The following is a 19,083-nucleotide window of genomic DNA, read 5'->3' as shown; positions in this document are numbered from 1 at the left end:
GACGTTGTGAGGAGTGCGTTTTTCCGTTCGAGTGCACTCGTGGCTGAGGCGATCGTCTCACCGAGTTCGCCCAAGACCGCCTGGGCGGTTTCGTCGAACGCGTGCTGGCTGTCTGCGTAGACTGTCAGCACGCCGTAGGAGAATTCGTTGTACACGAGCGGGATGCTTAGTACCGACAGGAAGTCACGCGAGAGCGCGTGCTTTCGCCACTCTTCCTGTCTGAGTTTGCTGGCGACGTTGGTGACCATCACCATCTGCTGTGTTGCCGCCGTTCGGACCGATGGCTCGCTGCCGGACTGCGCTTGCTGAATCATCACACTATCTAGATAGCCCTGTTCGGCACCGGACCACGCGCGGGGTTCGAGCGTACCAGTCGCCGAATCGGCAGTGCCAATCCACGCGAAGTCGAACCTGTCGTCGGCGGTCAGGAGTTCGCAGACCGTGTGTTCGATTTCTTCGCGCGTCTCCGCCTGCACCAGTGCCTGGTCGATTTCGCGAATGGTCTCGTTGATTCGGTTTAGCGCCGTCAACTGGTCGTTTCGACGTTGCAGTTCTCGGTCCTGCTCGCGCAGCGTGCTCTCACGAGCGACCCTGTCGAGTGCCGCCTCGGCGGTAGCGGCCAACAGGTCGACGAGTTCGCGGGCGACGTCGTCGAAGACCGCTACATCGGGCGACCCGACGACGAACACGCCGTGTTCGCCGAGCGGAACGTACGCCGCGCTTCGGAGGTCAGTCGCTCTATTTTCGAGTTTCTGGGCGTCGTGTACGTCATCGAAAAACAACGCCTCGTCTTCGACGAAACTGTGACTGGGAAGTGTTTCAGTGTCCGCGTGGACGACCGAGAGCGGTCCGTTCACTCGCTCTATCTCGGGCGAACTGGCCACTGGCCGGAGGTCGTTCGCCTTCGCATCGAACAGGTAGACGGCGCTCGCGTCCACGTCGAGTACCCCGGCGGTGTCGTCGACGACGTGCTGGGCGATTTCGTGTTTCGTCTCCGCATAGAGGAAATCGCGCGCCGTCTCCTGAAGAGTCGCCAGCGCTTCTTCGCGTTGCTTTCGTTTGGTGATGTCACGACAGCTATACAGGAGCGTCCCGTCCTGAATCGAGACTTCACGGACGTTCACCAACAGCGTGTGTTCCCGGCCGAGTTTGTCAGTCGCGGTGCATTCGATGTTCTTGAGCACGCCCTCGGACGCGAGTTCGTCGCGGTCGAACAGGTCTTCGCCGAGTAGTTCGTCGATACCGCCTAACTCGCGAATTTCGTCGGCTGAGTAGCCGAAGATAAAGTGAACGTTCGGGCAGACGTAGGTGTACTCACCTGCCTCGTCGGTCATGAGGACGGTGTCGGTCATGTTGTTGAGCGTGACGCGGTGGAGTTCTTCGGACTGTCGAAGGTCCCGTTCGAGGTCGACTCGGTCGGTGATATCGACTCCCTCGACAACGACCGAAACGAGTTCACCGCGCTCGGAGTGAACCGGCCGTGCGGAGAGTTCGATGACCTGCACCGAATCCGCGTCGGGGCGGGTGACGACCGCGTTCCCGAACGTGCCGTTTAGCGCGGGGTCGATGATTTGTTTCACGTCTTCCCGCGTACCAGCGGAGTCGGTCCACCACGGGAGTTCCCAGAACGGCCGCCCGACGACTTCCTCAACGCCACGGTCGACCATCTCCTGTGCGGTCCGGTTCACGCGAGCGAGGTTGCCGTCGGCGTCGAGCACCCACGTCGCGGTTCGCGAGTCGTGAAAGATGGCATCAAACTGTCGTGCTCGCTCGCGGCGGGTCCCAGTTCGCCGGGTATCACGAAGACAGCGTTCGGCCCGCGAGAGAACGTGCTCCGGATCGACCGTATCCGACGACGAGAGTGCGATATAGTCGTCGACCCCAGCGGCAATCGCGTCACTGGCGAGTGATTCACTTCCCCCGGCAGTACACAACACGACGGGAAGCGTGGGAGCGTACTCACGAACCCGCGCGAGCAGTTCGAGCCCCGTCGATTCATCCAGTTCGTACTCCGTGATAACGCAGTCGATGGCCTGCGACCGGACTGCTTCGAGCGCATCCTCGGCGGTCGGTTCCATCCGTACGGTCGCCTCGGTACTCGTTTGCAGGGCCACTGCAACCGGAGCGACCCAACTGGTCTTCCCAACGAGAACGACGCTCGCTGTGTTCAAGGTACCGGCGGATGCGTCCATTGCGGTGGGGTAACAGAGCGGTGAGGTTCAAGATGTCGACACCACACAGAGAGTCTTTTCCGGAAAGGTTGCAAGCCAATCTCAGCGGTGGTCACGCTCACCACGCAAAACTAGCCGGTGCGTTACTGACCAGTAACCATATGGGTACCTTCGTCACCCATTAGTTATCGAGAGTATAGCTGGTTACCAACCTTCCTCTTCGTCACCTAGTGGTTAGCGAGAATATATCGATTGATAATACGTACTAGTATATGCTGTTCACAGTGTCTGTAAGCCACGAATCAATGAATTGAGCAATTGTCAATTGCAGCATGATTTGATTCTGAAGCTATCGGCTTCCCGTGAGCAGAGGTGAACACAATGATAACTAAATACCTACTCAAACCTCTCTCCACTCTACTAGTGCTCAGTATGGTGCTGTCGGTGATAGCTGCGCCAGCCGCAGCGAGTCACCGGTCCGACTTCGATGTCGAGATTGGAGACGACCGTGTCGAGCTTCAAGGCGACGACTTCGACATCGAATTTAGAGACGACGGTCGGATCGACATCGAAGGCGAAGATGACGATCTCGATATCGAACTCGACGGTGACCAGGTCGAAATCGATAGCGATGACGTTGACGTTGATATCGACGACAACTCGATCGAGGTCGAAGGCCGTAGCGGTGGCAGCCTCGGGCTCGACGTCGAGTACGACGGCGAGGACCTCGAGGTCGAAAGTGACGATTTCGACATCGAACGTAGAAACGGCGAACACGACATCGAGACCAACGACGAAGACCTCGAGGTCGAGAGCGATGGCGACACCATCGAAATCGAGAGCGACGACTTCGATGTCGAGTTCGACGACGACCGTATCGAGATAGAGGGTGACGACTTCAACGTCGAGATCGACGCTGACGGCGACGTCGAGGTCGAAACCGATGAGTTCGACTTCGAGTACGACGGCGACGAACTCGACCTCGAAAGCGATGACTTCGACGTCGAGTTCGACGACGGTCGTATCGAAGTCGACGGCGACGACAGAGACTTCGAGTTCGACCTCGACTCGAACAATGGCTTCGGTGGCCTCGATATCGATGCCGACGATGACGATGTCGACTTCGACGTGGAGCTAGACGACCTCGAAGTCGAACGCCGTGGTGACCGTGCCGAGGTCGACAGCGACGACTTGGAGTTCGACAGCGATGACGGTGAAGTCGACATCGAGACTCGTTCTGGCGGCGACATCGACATCGAAATCCGTGACGGACGCGTCGAGTTCGAGAACGACGACTTCGACATCGACCACGACGGCGACGAATTCGAGTTCGAGGGCGGCGACCTCGACCTCGACCAAGACTGAGCACCGTCCCAGTGATTTTTGATCGCAGTAGAGACGGAGTAGAGACACTGACAGGAACTATCGTGGCTCCGACTTTGGTCCCGTTTTGGCCTGTAATATGTGAGCAATCGAGCCTAAACAGCGCCAGCGGTGTCGGAATAATTCGCGTGTAGAAACTAATTTAGGCTGCCCTAAACAAGGCGTTTTCATTCAGATGCCGATAGTAAATTCGGAGCACCGGGTGGAAGGCTGGAACGACGGAGGCCCGTCGCACAGTGCGATTGAATCGGTCGCATTCCTTACTCGCTCGGAACACCGCGTCCACGTTCTCGAACTGCTTGACCAGGGGCCTTGTACCCGCGATAAACTGAAGGAGCGGATGAACGTTTCACGAGTAACGCTTAGTCGAATCCTCGGTGACTTAACGGACCGCGGATGGATTACACGAAACACGTCGGAGAACGTGTACACGCTCACCAACTTCGGGGAACTTGTGTACACGGATTTCAGCCGACTACTCGGGACTGTGTCGGTCGGAAGCGAATACCCCAACATCGTCGAGCGACTGCCGACGGAGTGGTTCGACTTCGACCTTCGGTGTCTCGCCGACAGTGAACTGGTGGCTGGTGAGAGCGCGGACCCGCTGTCTGCGGCTCGTGTCGTTGCGAACGCCGTTCAGAATGCATCTTCCTGTGACTCCCTCCTTGGGACGTTTATCACCCTTCCAATGTACACCTACGAAGAGGCGGTCCGGGCGGGAAACGAGCCGGAGACGACCGTCGTCTTCGATGCCGATGTTACCGAAACCATGCTCACCGATTCGGACTTAGTGAACCGGTGGCAGGAGATCGAGGGCGCCACCGAGTCTGTAGTCTACTACTGTGTCGAGAATCGCGTCCCTTGCAGTATTGACCTCATCGACGAGGAGACGGTGTTCCTGACCGTCGACCGCGAACAGCAAAGCGGCTTTGACATCATACGGTCTACGCACCCTGAAGTGGTCGAGTGGGCACAGAAAGTACTCGAGGAGTACCAAGCGATAGCAACCCCACTCAAGCAGCGTGCGAGTAACAGCGAGACCTAAACATCCGAATCGAAAACACGACCGGCCAGAGGATACAGTTCTATAGGAGATTGCAGTGAGGAGATTGTAGGGAAATGACATTGGAGTGATAGAAACACACCGTGATACACGTAACACGGTGTGTTTCAACGTAAGCCAGGAATCACTAATACGTTTTAGGACAGCCTAAACCACATGCCGAATAGGCGTCAACTACTCTCTCGTAGCGCAGGTCTGATTGCCGTTGGTCTCGCTGGCTGTCTGGGAAGTAACTCCAACTCGGAGACGACAACAAGCACGAACGAGTCTACGGAGACGGAGACACCGACGAATACGACCGCTTCTGAGACGGAAGAAGGTATCGAACCGTACACCGTGACGGTCGAGCCGAACCCGTCGTACACCTTCGAGGAGGTCCCCGAAACGTACGCAACTATCCCCAGCGTCTGGATGGATATCGGGATGGCACTCGGGATACAGCCCTCGGCGACGGCGAGTCTCAAACGCGCACCGTTGAAATTCTACGAGCTGCTCCCTGGAGTCTCCTTCGACGAGAGCGAGATTACAAAGCTCGCAGAGGGTTCCGAATCGGGGTTCGACAAGGAGAACTTCTACGCGGCGGACTGCGATGTCCACCTCATCGACCGTCGGATGCTGAAGTTCTATGCCAACTGGGACGAGTCCGACCTCGACGAGATTTCCACCAGTGTCGGTCCGTTCCTCGGCTCGTCGATTCGGTTCGCCTCCACATCGGTGACCGAAAACGAGCCGTACTACGACCTATACGGTGCATTCGAGAAGGGGGCAAAAATCTTCCAGCGACAGGACCGCTTCGAGGCGTGGCAGTCGCTTCACGACGACTTCATGTCTGAGATTACATCGGAGCTTCCGCCCGAAGACGAACGGCCGACTGTCGCTGCAATCTGGCGCGGCGTCAACCCCGATTCCGGGAAGTTCCGCATCGCACCGCTCCATCCACTCCAGAACAACACGCTCACCTACCGTCGCCTCGGGATGCGAGACGCGTTTGCGGGGCGCGTTCCGGACGGTCCCATCGGCTACGAAGAACTGCTCGACGTCGACCCGGACTACATCGGCGCAGTCGGTGGTCTCACTTCGTTGACGCACGAGGAATTCGTGAACACCATCGTCGAACCGTTCGAGAACAACCAGAACGCGAAGAACCTGACCGCCGTTCAAGAGAAAAATCTCGTCCGAACCGCCGGGCAGTTCATGGGTCCTATCGTCGACCTCTTCGCAACCGAGGCGCTCGCCAAGATGGTCTACCCCGACACGTTCGGCGAATGGCCGGGGTCCGCAGCGGAAATCCCCGAGTCAGAACGGCTCTTCGACCGCCAACGAGTCTCGGACATCATCAACGGAAACAACTAGGCCGTCTGGAATACTCGACCCCGTACTAATTGTATATTTTCATACAATAGTGCCATAGTAGGACAAACGACTATATCGAGATGTACGACAGTCTTAATGTACATAGTAACGGTATATCGAATATGAAAGGTGCAACTGTTGACAATATAGAAACATTACTAGAGGGGGTCCTTGCGGAGACGGACGATTCGGAGATTCACTTTAAAATTAGGACGGCGCTTCAGTTCCTGTCGGCCCTCAGAGTCCAGCACCAAGACGAACTCGAAATCATCGAGGACAGCGGTGAAATCGACTCGGACGTGTTCGAGAATCTCCGCAAGATGGGATACATCGAGTAGCGGTATTGACGTTGGGCTTCTGACATCAAGACCAGCTTATTATTCAAACGACGATGGACGTAACCAATTACGAATACGCGTCCGCGAGGACTACCTCAACGCTAATTCGGGAATTACCGTACTGGGTACCTGTCTTACCCATTAGTTATCGAAAGTATAGCTGGTTACCGACCTTCTTCTCCCTCACCCATTGGTTAGCGAGAGTATATCTTCTAAGAATGCTTACTAGTATACGCTGTTCACAGTGTTTGTAGCCCCAACTGTGGCGAATCAATAATTTGAGCTGCTATCAGTTGCAGTACATTATTGTTCTGAAACTGTTTCGGCTTCCCGTGAGCAGAGGTGAAAAACAATGATACCTAAGCGATTAACCAAACCTCTCTCCACCTTGCTAATACTTAGCATGGTTCTGTCGATGATAGCTGCGCCAGCCGCAGCGAGTCACCGGTCCGACTTCGACGTCGAAATCGGAAATGACCGTGTTGAGGTCGAGGGAAACGACTTCGATATCGAATTTAGAAGCGACGGCCGCATCGACATCGAAGGTGACGATATCGAAATCGAACTCGACGGTGATCGGGTCGAAATCGAGAGTGATGACGTCGACGTCGATATCGACGACAACTCGATTGAAGTCGAGGGCCGCAGCGGCAGCAGCCTCGGGCTCGACGTCGAATACGACGGCGACGACCTCGAAGTCGACAGTGACGACTTCGATATCGAACGCAGAAACGGCGAATACGACGTTGAATCCCACGGTGGCGACCTCGAAATCGAGAGCGACGGCGACAACGTCGAGATAGAAGGCGATGACTTCGACATCGAGTTCAACGACAACCGTATCGAGATCCACACTGACGAATTCGACATCGAAATCGACGCCGACGGCGACATAGAAGTCGAGACCAATGACTTCGAATTCGAGTACGACGGCGACGAACTCGACCTCGAAAGCGACGACTTCGACGTCGAGTTCGACGACGGCCGTATCGAAGTCGACGGCGACGACCAAGACTTCGAGTTCGACCTCGCCAGCGGCAGTGGCCTTGACATCGACGCCGATGACGACGGCGTGGATTTCGACGTTGAACTAGACGACCTCGAAGTCGAACGCCGTGGTGACCGCGTCGAGGTCGACAGCGACGACCTGGAGTTCGACAGCGATGACGGTCGCGTCGACATCGAGGTTCGTTCTGGTGGCGGCGTGGACATCGAAATCCGTGACGGACGCGTCGAGTTCGAGAACGACGACTTCGACATCGACCACGACGGCGACAAATTCGAGTTCGAGGGCGGCGACCTCGACCTCGACCAGGACTGAACACCGTCCCAACAATTTTTGGCCACAGTAGTGATTCCGTGGCTACTTTCGCCCGCAGTAGTCCCATCAAAATAGATATGAAACTATCGCTGGACTACCACAGATATGGTTGCTTTCGGACCGGACGAGCGGGAGGCCGTCTACAAATCCATCTATACGCGCCGGGATATCAGACGTTTTAGCGGGGAGGCGATTCCCGAAATAGCGCTCGCGCGTATACTCAATGCTGCACATCACGCCCCCAGCGTTGGGTTTTCGCAACCGTGGGACTTCGTGGTCATCGAAGACGACGACACGAAACGCGAGATTGCAGGAATTGCTGAGCGGGCGATTGCTGCCGCGCGTGAGGGCTATCAAGAACCGCGAAAGTCCGACTTCAGTGAGCTGAAATTAGAGGGTATTACCGATGCGCCGGTGAACATCTGTGTAACCTGCGACCCGACTCGCGATGCCCCCCACGTCCTCGGCCGCAATACGATGCAGGAGATGGACCGCTATTCGACGTGTCTCGCGGTCCAGAACCTCTGGTTAGCCGCTCGTGCCGAGGGTATCGGTGTCGGCTGGGTTTCGTTTCTCTATCCCCACGAAGTCCGTGACGTGCTGAATATTCCGCACCACATCCAACCAATCGCCTACCTCTGTGTTGGCTATCCCGAGGACGGATTCCCCGACGAACCGGTGCTTCAAAAACAGGGGTGGCGAGAGCGGATTGACGGAGACGAGTTAGTTCACTACGGGGAGTGGAACCACACGCAGACGCCAGCAAAGCAACCGCACGACTGCGTCTCAGTAGACGATTGAAAGGGTGTATCGTCGCAATGCAAGGATTTCCCGCTTGGGAATCGAAACACGGTGTCGGCTCCCAGAATGCGAAACGTTCGGTCAACTACGATACTCCCTATGAGACGCCAACGAACGAAGAACTATGAGACGCCAGCGAACGAAGAACTATGAGACGCCAGCGAACGAAGAATCTCGAGTTAGCGCCCGTTCGACGAATCGTACTCTGAGAGGCGAGTGGAAACCTGGTCGTTCATCTGCCGAAGCACGCGGTCGAGGTCGCGTCCATCGAAGAGTTCAGAGAGTCCCTCGGAGATGATTGTCCGGACGGTCGTAAACGGACCGACGCGAGCACCGCGCGTCGCCGGTGTGTCCTCGCTCTCGGCCAACTGTTCGAATGCGACCGCAAACTCGGGTTGTTCGTCGAACCAGCCGTCCCGGTCGAGAAGCTGTTTCGTCTGCTGGTGAACCGGGAAATAGCCCGTCTGACGGTGCCACCGGGCCTGCTGCTCGGGCTGTGTCAACCACGCGAGGAACTCGCCTGCGGCGGCCTGCTGTTGGTCCGGCACGTCGTCGGCGACCCAAAGCGAGGCTCCGCCGACGACGACTCCCGAGCGCGACCCGGGTGCCGGGAGCTTTCCGACCTTGGCGGTGAATCCGTTTGCGTCCGCTCCTTCGATGACCGACATGGTACTCGAACTGGAGTCGATGAGCATCGCCGCCTCCCCGTTGAGGAATGCATCCCGCGCATCGCCACGCGCCTCGACGCCGGGGTCGTAGAGAAGCCCGTTCTGTTCGAGGTCGCGCCACCACCCGAAGATGGTCGCCGCAGCCTCTCCATCGAAATTTGCGTGTTTTGAAGCCCCGTGTCGTCCGTTTTCGGCGTCGAAGAGACACTCGCCCGCCGCTGCAAACCACTGTTCGATAAACCAACTGTAGTTCGCCCACGTGGCTCCGTACTGAGTGGTTCCGTTCGTCGTCAACGTCGCCGCAGCATTCGTCACGTCGTCGAACGTCTCGGGCGGCGAATCCGGGTCGAGTCCGGCACGGCGGAACGCATCCGCATTGTAGTATAAGACAGGGTTCGACGCGTTGAACGGCATCGACCAGAGCGTGCCATCGTGGCGGTAGTAGTTCGCTATTTCGGGGACGAGAGCGTTTGCCGATGCGGTTCCGGGGAGAACCGATTCGACGGGCGTGAACTCCCCGCTGTCCAGTGCGCGCTGCGTTCCGATTTCGTAGAGTTGTGCAATCGTCGGCGGCATCCCCGAGCGTGCGGCAGCAAGGGTCGCATCGAACGTCCCGCGATAGTTTCCTTTTGCCGCCGTTTCGACGCGGATATCGTCGTGCTCGGCGTTGAACTCCGACACCAACGAATCCAGTAACATCGCCTTCGACCCGGACATCGCATGCCAGAACTGGACGACCGTCTGGCCGCTTTCCGTCGTCCGCTCCGAACGTAACTGGTAGTCGTCGATTGTCTCTTGGAGCGCATCGGCTTGCTCCGTGAGGCTGTGTATCTTGCTTACCGCTTCGGAGAGCGAGACGGTCTGTCGCCGGGCCGAGCCAGCAACCTCGGTCGCCTGAGAGGCGGTCTCTTCACTGATTGCACCGACGTTGTCGGCCTGGGTCACAACCTCCTGCGACGTGGCCGCCTGCGAGTCCGTCGCATCACTAATCTCGTGGACGCTACTGTTGGTTTCGTGGATGTCTTCGACGACGCTATCGAGCGCGAGCAACGCATCTTGAATGGTCTCGCTGCCGTCTTCGATGCGACGTTTGGTGTCCGTGATTTCGTCGACCGTCTCGACCGACTGTGATTGGACCGCGTCAATCGTCGTCTCGATGTCTTCGGTTGCGGACTGTGTCTCCTCGGCGAGCGACTTCACCTCGTTCGCGACGACTGCGAATCCCTCTCCTGCTTCACCGGCGCGTGCTGCCTCGATTGAAGCGTTCAGCGCGAGGATGTTCGTCTGTTCGGCAATATCGGAGATTTTCGAGGCGATACCCGTAATCTCCCCAATGTGGTCGTTGAGCGTCTCGACTTGTTCGACCGTCGCGTTGGTCTGTTCGCCGATTGCGTCCAGTTCTTCGATTGCCTCCTCGGCCGCTTGCTTCCCCTGTTCACCCCGCGTGACTGCCTCGTCGGTGGAGTGTCTGATTTCGTCTGCCGACGCGGCGACCTCTTCAATCGTCGCCGACAGGTTCCGCATCTCGTCTGCGACTTCGTCGACGCTCTGACTCTGCTGGCGTGCACCAGTTGCGATATCGTCGACCGATTCGGCGACCGTCCGACTTTCGCTCCGACTCTCTTCGACCGAATCCGCGACGACCGCAGTCGAGGCAGCGACCTGTTCTGCGAACGCATCGACGTTGCGTATCGATGCTTGCATGCCCTCGAACAGTTCGTTGAGCAACCGCGCATGGCGTTCGAGCGTCGGGTCGTCCGGGACATCGACGCGAACGGTCAGGTCACCGTCGATACACTGTGCGACTGCGTCAGAGAGTGCTTCGAGTTGCTCCCTCGACGCAACTGCATCGTCGCGTTCGCGTTCGTGCGGATCTACTTCAGTCTCGCCTGTGAGAACTGTCTGCCCGTTGCTCGACGAAGGTGACGGTGGGTCGTCATCCTCGACCCGTTCCGAAGCATCTGTTTGCTCCGTGCCATTCGTGACGAGTGCTGTTTCGAGGGCCGCTCGGACCGATGACAATTGTTGTCGAATTCGGTCATCGCTGTTCATTATCTGAGTTCATTTATCATCGCTAATAATCACTCGGCTCCGAGTATCAGGGTTGATATCTGATGAGAAGGCCATGTGGTGACGGAGGGGTAATCCGGGTAAATATAACAATTTATAATCATTGATTGGAGAAGGACTGCGTTCGCTCGGGGATTCTTTAAGTAGTAGTATATAAAACACAACTATGATGTCGCACGAAGCTCGTCTCGAGTCTCTTGAGATTCAGAACGTCGTCGCCTCCACGGCCGTTGGTCAGGAGTTAGACCTGGAATCGCTTTCGATGGACCTCGTCGGCGCGGACTACGACCCGGACAACTTCCCCGGACTCGTTTACCGCACGCAAGAGCCGAAAGCAGCGAGTCTCATCTTCCGCTCGGGTAAGATTGTGTGTACTGGCGCGAGCAGCGTCGACGATGTCGACCGAGCGCTCGAACAAGTCTTCGGGGAACTGAGTAAACTCGGTATCCCAACTGAGGACCGCGAAGAAGCCACGATTCAGAACATCGTCTCGAGTGCCGACCTCGGAACGACACTCAACCTGAACGCGCTTGCTATCGGACTTGGTCTCGAAGACGTCGAATACGAACCCGAACAGTTCCCCGGTCTCGTCTACCGAATCGACGAACCGAGTGTGGTTGTCCTGATGTTCGGCTCCGGTAAAATCGTCATCACGGGAGCCAAACAGGTCGAACACGCGCGCGAGGCGATTAACGTCGTCACCGACGAAATCGACTCGCTCGGTCTGCTCGGCTAAGCGCCGGTCGAGAGTGCACAAAACAGAAGTAACGTCCGGGGGATGGGCCGCCGTCCCCTCTGTCAATCGGGGTATGCGAGGTGTTCTTACGACGAGGGGGTGGACACCTGCACCACCTGTTTTCCAATATTATCACCGGAGAAGAGACCAAGGAACGCATCCGGTGCGTTCTCCAGTCCGTCGACGACGGTCTCGCGGTGGGAGAGATCACCGGTCGCAACCCACGTCGCGAGGCGCTCGCTTGCCTCACCGAATCGTGTCGCATAATCGCCGACGAGTAGTCCCTGAACCTTGGCGCGCGGAGCGATGAGCATGGGGAGCTTCCGCGGCCCCATCGGCACGTCTTCGTCGTTGTAGTGGGCGATTTGTCCGCACACTGCAACGCGGGCGTCGACGTTCAGTTTCGTGAAGACGGCGTCCGTAATCGGGCCACCGACGTTATCGAAGTACACGTCGACACCGCCAGGTGCAACCTCGTCCAGTGCAGTGCGGTAGTCGTCGGTCGTTTTGTAGTTGATCGCGGCGTCGAAACCGAGGTCCTCCGTGAGCCACTCGGTCTTTTCGTCCGACCCGGCGAACCCGACGACACGACAGCCGTTCAGTTTCGCAATCTGGCCGACGACCGAGCCGACAGCACCCGCCGCACCGGAGACGACGACCGTGTCACCGGGCTTTGGCTCACCGACGTCGAGCAGGCCGAAGTACGCCGTTCGGCCGGGCATTCCCAGAACTCCCAGATATGCCGGGAGGTCGGCGACCGTCGGGTCGACTGGGGCGACATCGTCCGCATCCACGACGCTGTAATCTGCCCACGTCCCTTCGCCGGTAACGAGGTCGCCTACGTCGTACCGGTCGCTTTCGCTCTCGACGACCTCGCCGACGATACCGCCTATCAGGATATCGCCGACATCCCACGGCTCAGCGTACGATTCGGTATCGCGCATCCGGCCGCGCATGTACGGGTCGACCGAGAGGTAGTTGACGCGCACGAGGAGTTCACCACTCGTCGGCTCTGGACGTTCGGTTTCGCGCAGTTCGAAGCTGTCCGCGTCTGGTTCGCCATCCGGTCGCGCAGCGAAGTACCACGCACGGTTCGTATCTCGCATACCGCCCTTCCGAGTGTCCTATAAAAGGGCCTTCGGGCTTCGGCACGCATTTCTGCCATTTGACAACTCATTCGGCGTTTTCGAGCGTTGTCGTCGACTCGCAGCAGCCGTCGTCTCTGATCTTCGATGGTTTGTCAGAGTCGTAAGAGTGCCGCTGTGAGGAGGTAACCGTGAGCGTGCTGCTACTTCGTAGTACATATATCTGTTTAGAGACAATTTTCGAAGCATGGTTGAGAAACGACCCCGAAACCGACGGCGAGACGGGTTCTTCACTCTCCTCGGAATTACTGGGTTGGTGTTCATCGAAGCCATCGTGCCGTCAGAGTCACTCGTTGCTGGACCGCTAACGGTCGACGGCACCGCTCCTCACGAGTTCGTATTCGGATGCTCGCTCGGGATACTTCTCTCTGGGATATTCCGGAGACCCAACAGACAGGCGCTCATCTCGACCGTTGCGATTGGGGTCGGCTTCGCCGTGGGTGCGCTGCTATAGACTCGAACAACTGTACCTGTATTCAGGAGTGTGCATCTCGGTGGATTACCGAATGCGCTACCGTCGCCGAAAACCGTTCGAGGGAGGGGCCTCAGTTCATCCGCGACTGTGCGACACCGACGACGTTGCCGACGGCCGTGTCGAGGAGGTCGATAGCGAGGTCGAGTTCGCGCTCGGTGACGTCGCGCGGCGGGAGGAGTCGGAGCGACCGCTTGCCACAGCCGAGCGTCAGCAGGCCTTCGGCCAGCGCGGCATCGACGACGGCATCACGGTTGTCTTTGGTATCGAACTCGATTGCGGTCATCAGACCGAGACCGCGGACATCGGTGATGCAGTTGGTGCGCTCGGCGAGGCGGTCGAGGTGGGTGCGGAGGTACGTCCCTTTCTCGGCGGCGTTCGACATCAGGTTCTGCTCTTCGATGATTTCGAGCGTCAGTGCGCCCTGAATCGAAGCGAGGATATCGCCTGCGCCCCACGTCGAGGAGAGTCGCGCTTCCGTATCGGGGAACATCTCGTCGTTCGATACCGTCGCGCCGACGCGGAGGGCCTTTGCACTCGTAATCACGTCCGGTTCGAGGTCGTAGTGGTCCGATGCCCACATCTCGCCGGTACGGCCAACGCCCGACTGGATTTCGTCGGCGATGACGGGAATGTCGTGCTCGCTACAGATATCCTGGAGTTCGCGCATGAACTCCTCGCTCGGTACGCGGTAGCCGCCTTCTCCCTGCACCGGTTCGAGGATGAGGAACGCGACTTGGTCGGCAGGGACGTGGCCGTGTTTGGAGTCCAGTTTGGCGCGGAGTTGTTCGAGTCCCGCCATCGAATACGGGACATCGTGAATCCCGCTTATCTCGGGGAATTTTCGTCGGTGAACGGATTTCGACCGGTTCAGCGAGAGTGCGCCGAGCGTCCGACCGTGGAACGCTCCTTCGAACGTGATTCCGTACTTCGGTGTCTCACAGTGGTCGTAGCAGACTTTGATTGCGTTTTCGACCGCTTCAGCCCCGGAGTTAGAGAGGAAGACCGTATCTAGCCCGTACTGGTCTGTGGCGTCGGTCAAGAGGTCCATAAGGTGGGACGGGCCGGGGAGCGACGTGGTCTCCGGCGTTCCGCCGGTGCTCACATAGAAATCCTGCCCGGCGATTTTCATCGGGTCGACGAGGTCAAGTCCATCGAGACGCGCCTTCAGTTCCGGGTTGTTATACCCGAGCGGGGCCGCAGCGACGTGGCTGGTGAAATCCAGCAACACGTTGCCGTCCGGGTCGGTACAGAACGGACCAATCGCATCCTTCGTGATATCCCAGACGAATTCGTAAACGTACGTACTGGTTGCGGCCGTCTGTTGGTGATATTCAACCCACTCTGTCGCTTTGGGACCGGGAAGCGACGTAACACTCGGCTCGACTGTGTCTCGATCCATACTAACACCGTACTTAACAATCATACATAAATTTAGCTGATAAACTATCTATCTACTCGAATTGCTGTGTTGAACAGACGATTGTCAGACTCTGTTCGGACTCAATTCGATAATACCAAACAATATTGGAGCGTGTGAACACTCACCAGATTATGGTATCGCTCGTAATCCTGCGATAACATCGTCAATCCTTCACAGTCAGGGGACTATTCACCGACAGATGGGTTTGGAACTATCAAACAGATGCTCTCGATTAGTGCTGCTGTTCGAAAACAGTCGTTTCAAGATTCACTTCGATAATATTCGCTGTTTGCATCACGAGTTCTGGAATCTCCGTCTGGAAGCGCTCCCCGGAGAGTCGACTTGTCGGGGCCGTCACGCTGACCGCGCCACAGATATCGCCGTCGACGCCGCGGACCGGAGCACCAATCGACCGCGTGCCGCGTAGCTCTTCTTCGTCGTTGACAGCGTACCCCCGTTCACGAATCTGTTCGAGTTCGCGAAACAGGCGGTCCGGGTCGGTGATGGTGTTTTCAGTCCGCTTGGCGAGACCCTGCTCGTCGATGATATCGCGGACGCGGGCTTCGTCGAAGTTCGCGAGCATCGCTTTCCCAGTCGACGTACAGTGGAGGTACTGAGGTGCCTCGCGCATGCGGAGGTGGTAATCCATCGCGACGGCGTTGTCACCGCGACTCTCGTACATCGTCACTTCCTTGCCACGGTAAGCAACAGTCAAGTGGACGTACTCGCTGGTCTGTTCTGCGAGTTTGTCGACCTCGACTTGGCCCGCCCGGTACAGGTCCGTCTCGTTGCGGACGGTCTCACCCATCGTAACGAAGCGCAAGCCGAGCCGGTAGTGTCCATCCGACTTCGCGATGAATCCCTCATCTTCGAGCGTCGCGAGGTAGGTGTGGACGGTCCCCTTCGATGCATCGAGCACGTCACACAGTTCACTGAACGTCGGTTCGGACTGCTGTTGTATCGTGTCCAATATCTCACTCGCAGTCTGTACGGACTTGATTCGACGGGGGGCGTCTGCGTGCCGATTGTCGTCCATACCCCTCTTTCTCGACGGCCGTGTAATAGTTCTGGTATATCAAACAGTGAATCAGTGGCGTGTTTCATATGTCCGCTTTCGGCACCCATATGTTTGAGATTCCCAAACATATCACGGCATAGTGTCCGAATAAAAAATTTATATGCGACGTTCATGATTGTTTGAGTGGTATGGATTGTCAACCACACCACCGCCGTCGGCACGTCGACGCGGGGGACTGGTTACGAGTGTTCGCGCATCGGCTTTCAATCTCTCGCAGCAGAAGCGTTCTGATGGCACGGGGAGACAACAGGCTCACTCCCACCCTTGTGGTTGACTCTCAACGGGAGACTCCGGAGGTACCCCGATGGGACTAGCATTCGAACCGCAACTGTATGAGGAAATCGACCCAGAAAAACGACCATCGCTGCTTGAGGCGTTGGTACCGGTTGTCGGGATGCTCGTGTTCCTCGGAGCAGGCATCGTGGTGTACGGGCTTGACCCGCAGTTCCCCCTCTTTTGGGGCATTACGTTTACTGGACTCTTCAGTCGGTACTGGCTCGGCATCACGTGGGACGACCTCTACAGCGGTATCACGGACAGTCTCCACATGGGGATTCAGGTCATCCTCATCATGTTCGTCGTCTACACGCTCATCGCTACGTGGGTCGCCGCGGGGACGATTCCGAGCCTGATGTACTACGGGCTCGAACTGTTAACACCGAAGATTTTCCTGCCCGTCACGGCGGTGCTCGCAGCACTTGTCACGTTCGCCATGGGGTCGTCGTGGACGGCCGCCGGGACGCTGGGAGTCTCCCTTATTGGTATCGGGGCTGGACTCGGAATCCCCGAACCGATGACCGCCGGTGCAATCCTCCCTGGAGCGGACATGGGTGACAAGCAGTCACCGCTGTCGGATACGACGAACCTCGCGGCGGCCGTAACGAACACGGACCTATTCGACCACGTCAACGCGATGCGCAACGGGTCGCTCCTCGCGTTCGTAATCGCGGTCGCACTGTACGCTGTCCTCGGATTCCAGGCGTCCGGTAACATCCCAGTGGGTCGTATCGCCGAGATACAGGGCGCACTCACCGGGTCGTACGAGATTTCGGTGCTCACGTTCGTCCCGCTTTTAGTTACGTTCGGACTCGCCATCTACGGCGTTCCCGCGCTGCCGACGCTCGGGGCGGGCGTGTTCGCGGGCGCGGCGACGGCAGTAACGACGCAAGGTACCAAATTCGCCGCCGTGTGGTCGATTGCCCAGTCCGGAACGAGTCCCGCGACCGGCATGGAACTCGTCGATGGTCTGCTGGCGAGTAGTGGCATGATCGGCGGTGCGTGGGTCGTCACCATCGCCATCGCCGCGCTCTCGCTCGGTGGCATGCTCGAACGGACCGGTATTCTTGCCGTCCTCGCACACCACCTCGGTCGGCTCAGCCGTGGCGTCGCCAGTCTGACCGGCGTCACTGCCATCTCCGCGGTCTCGATGAACATCCTCGCCGCAGAGCAGTACATCAGCATCGTCGTCCCCGGAATCACGCTCCGGAACCTCTACGAAGACCAGGGACTCAGCAGTGAGAACCTCTCGCGAGCCATCGAGTCCGCCGGAACGACCACGAGCGCGCTCATCCCGTGGAACAGCGGGGCGCTCTTCATGGCCGGAACACTCGGCGTCGGCACCCTCGAATACGCGCCGTACTACTTTTTCGGCATCCTCTCGCCGGTGGTCTTACTGCTGATGGGTCTCACCGGCTGGCAAATCACGTACAAAGCGGGTGCGGCCCCCGCCGGTGCCGAAACGCACCGCGGGCCGGCGTCGACGACCGACGACTGACACCAGTCGTGGCTCAGGGGTCGAGCAGTTTCGCCTCGGCCTTGCGGAGATGTTCGAGAAACGTCGTTTTCGATATATCTAACGCGGCAGCGAGTTTGCGGGTCGAAGTGTCACGTGGCCAGTTGTAGTATCCTCGTTCGCGGGCCAGTTCGAACACCTCGCGTTGTCGCGGAGTCAGTGTCTCCAGTTGGTGTACTTCCCGCGGACCACCACTGACGGCCCCGATGCGTGCGATTTTGATATCCGCGTTCGAACTGTCGCGGACCGCATCGAGCGCCGTCTCGATTTCACTTCGCGTCCCCGTGTAGCGAACGTCCCAATACTCGCGGCCATCTTCGATTTTGCCCGGCGCGCTGTGGACGAAGCCGTGTTTTCGCAACTGGGGGAAAATCAGGTCGTTGGGGTCGTATTCGACGAACACCTCCCGGGCGACGGCCCCCGGTGCGATGCGTTGTCTTCGGGTATCAAACTGCGTCTGAATCTCGTCAATCGCCCCGACCAGCGGTGAGGCCCCGATAGCCTCGATTAACCGCGTCAGCTCCCGTTCCGAATCGGCGTATGCAGTGTACAGGCCCGTCACCGTCGATGACTCCGTACCGTACGTCGGGGTTTCGTACACCGCGTGAGCGATGATGCCGCCTGCGTGCTCGGCAGTCGCTTGGATGGCCCAACAGTTCGGATGCCAGAGGTCGAGCGTCAAGTGAGTGCCAGTGTCCGTCGACGACGCGCTCATGGGGTCGGTGAAACACACGTCGTCGTAACTGTATCAATTTTTCCGTCGGGTTCTTCGGGAGGGCAGCGAGTGACCATCTCCCGATTCAGTCACTCGATTCTTCGGGCCGGGGAACGAGCACGACCGGCACCGGTGACAGTCGCGCAAGTCGGTCCGCAGTGCCTCCGAGAATCGCTTCTGGAAGCGAAGTACTGCCGTGTCGACCGGCGACGATGAGGTCGGCATCGACCGCCTCCGAATGCGCAAGAATCCCATCGTAGGGGGTCTGTGCCCGCCGGACTTCGGTCTGAATCTCGACGGTAGTCCGCTCACGGGCCGCGACAGCCGCCTCGACGAGGTCCTGAATCGCGGCATCCAACTCCGCGACATCGTTGGAAGCGAATCCGAGTCCGCCACCGGACGGCTCGACCACGGTAATCACGTGGACGGCTGCGTCGAACGGTTCCGCAATCGACAGTGCGTGCTGGAGGGCAGCATGTGACGCGTCAGTACCGTCAATCGGAACGAGAATAGACTGGTACATGGTGAAAATTGCGTTGGAATCGAGAAAAAGC

At 58.1% G+C, this 19,083-nt stretch carries 16 protein-coding genes; 9 read left to right on the top strand and 7 right to left on the bottom strand.

The genetic code is table 11. The features are described 5' to 3' along the window. A partial coding sequence (locus tag QT222_RS22625) for a PAS domain S-box protein (RefSeq protein WP_491478451.1) occupies positions 1–2,192 on the bottom strand: 2,192 nt, incomplete at its 3' end. Positions 2,193–2,615: 423 nt separating this feature from the next. Here QT222_RS22625 and QT222_RS22620 point away from each other — a divergent pair. From QT222_RS22620 to bluB, 6 genes are all read left to right on the top strand, one after another. Further along, entirely contained in the window at positions 2,616–3,536 is a 921-nt protein-coding gene (locus tag QT222_RS22620; protein ID WP_491478450.1) for a hypothetical protein, read from the top strand. Between the two features lie 220 nt (positions 3,537–3,756). Then, the gene (locus QT222_RS22615) at positions 3,757–4,599 is read left to right on the top strand and encodes a helix-turn-helix transcriptional regulator (RefSeq protein WP_491478449.1); all 843 of its coding nucleotides are present in this window, start codon (positions 3,757–3,759) and stop codon (positions 4,597–4,599) included. Positions 4,600–4,773: 174 nt separating this feature from the next. Further along, positions 4,774–5,970: an ABC transporter substrate-binding protein gene (locus tag QT222_RS22610; RefSeq protein WP_004059584.1), complete on the top strand. Its 1,197-nt coding sequence runs from the start codon at positions 4,774–4,776 to the stop codon at positions 5,968–5,970. Positions 5,971–6,092: 122 nt separating this feature from the next. After that, positions 6,093–6,308, top strand: a complete 216-nt coding sequence (locus tag QT222_RS22605) for a hypothetical protein (protein ID WP_491478448.1) — start codon at positions 6,093–6,095, stop codon at positions 6,306–6,308. Positions 6,309–6,723: 415 nt separating this feature from the next. Then, positions 6,724–7,629, top strand: a complete 906-nt coding sequence (locus tag QT222_RS22600; RefSeq protein WP_491478447.1) for a hypothetical protein — start codon at positions 6,724–6,726, stop codon at positions 7,627–7,629. A gap of 105 nt (positions 7,630–7,734) precedes the next feature. Further along, on the top strand, positions 7,735–8,430 hold the full coding sequence (gene bluB, locus QT222_RS22595) for a 5,6-dimethylbenzimidazole synthase (protein WP_491478446.1): 696 nt from the start codon (positions 7,735–7,737) through the stop codon (positions 8,428–8,430). Between the two features lie 179 nt (positions 8,431–8,609). On the opposite strand, the gene QT222_RS22590 is transcribed toward bluB, so the two are convergent. Then, a complete protein-coding gene (locus QT222_RS22590) occupies positions 8,610–11,150 on the bottom strand; it encodes an extracellular solute-binding protein (RefSeq protein ID WP_491478445.1) in 2,541 nt (846 codons plus the stop codon). Between the two features lie 187 nt (positions 11,151–11,337). Between QT222_RS22590 and QT222_RS22585 the strand changes: the two genes are divergently transcribed. Further along, positions 11,338–11,904, top strand: coding sequence for a TATA-box-binding protein (locus QT222_RS22585; RefSeq protein ID WP_004059579.1), 567 nt, complete (start codon positions 11,338–11,340; stop codon positions 11,902–11,904). 86 nt (positions 11,905–11,990) lie between these two features. On the opposite strand, the gene QT222_RS22580 is transcribed toward QT222_RS22585, so the two are convergent. Next, positions 11,991–13,010 (bottom strand): NADP-dependent oxidoreductase, encoded by a 1,020-nt coding sequence (locus QT222_RS22580; protein WP_491478444.1) that lies wholly within the window; start codon positions 13,008–13,010, stop codon positions 11,991–11,993. A 226-nt stretch (positions 13,011–13,236) separates the two neighbouring features. Here QT222_RS22580 and QT222_RS22575 point away from each other — a divergent pair, with 226 nt between their 5' ends. Then, a complete protein-coding gene (locus QT222_RS22575) occupies positions 13,237–13,503 on the top strand; it encodes a hypothetical protein (RefSeq protein WP_491478443.1) in 267 nt (88 codons plus the stop codon). Positions 13,504–13,594: 91 nt separating this feature from the next. Here the strand turns inward: QT222_RS22575 and QT222_RS22570 are convergent, their stop codons facing one another. Next, positions 13,595–14,923 (bottom strand): class-III pyridoxal-phosphate-dependent aminotransferase, encoded by a 1,329-nt coding sequence (locus QT222_RS22570; protein WP_491478442.1) that lies wholly within the window; start codon positions 14,921–14,923, stop codon positions 13,595–13,597. A gap of 253 nt (positions 14,924–15,176) precedes the next feature. After that, complete coding sequence (locus tag QT222_RS22565) at positions 15,177–15,980, bottom strand: IclR family transcriptional regulator (protein ID WP_004059575.1); 804 nt, start codon at positions 15,978–15,980, stop codon at positions 15,177–15,179. A 346-nt stretch (positions 15,981–16,326) separates the two neighbouring features. Here QT222_RS22565 and arcD point away from each other — a divergent pair, with 346 nt between their 5' ends. Next, complete coding sequence (gene arcD / locus QT222_RS22560) at positions 16,327–17,796, top strand: arginine/ornithine antiporter ArcD (protein WP_491478441.1); 1,470 nt, start codon at positions 16,327–16,329, stop codon at positions 17,794–17,796. Positions 17,797–17,809: 13 nt separating this feature from the next. Here arcD and QT222_RS22555 read toward each other — a convergent pair whose 3' ends face one another. Both QT222_RS22555 and QT222_RS22550 read right to left on the bottom strand, forming a co-directional pair. Further along, positions 17,810–18,529 (bottom strand): helix-turn-helix domain-containing protein, encoded by a 720-nt coding sequence (locus QT222_RS22555; RefSeq protein ID WP_491478440.1) that lies wholly within the window; start codon positions 18,527–18,529, stop codon positions 17,810–17,812. 85 nt (positions 18,530–18,614) lie between these two features. After that, a complete protein-coding gene (locus tag QT222_RS22550; RefSeq protein ID WP_004059572.1) occupies positions 18,615–19,052 on the bottom strand; it encodes a universal stress protein in 438 nt (145 codons plus the stop codon). Positions 19,053–19,083 lie beyond the last annotated feature (31 nt).

The sequence above is a fragment of the Haloferax sp. s1 genome, assembly GCF_058382125.1.
The sequence above is the reverse complement of the archived record's forward strand: the minus strand, read 5'-3'. Positions and strand labels throughout refer to the sequence as shown.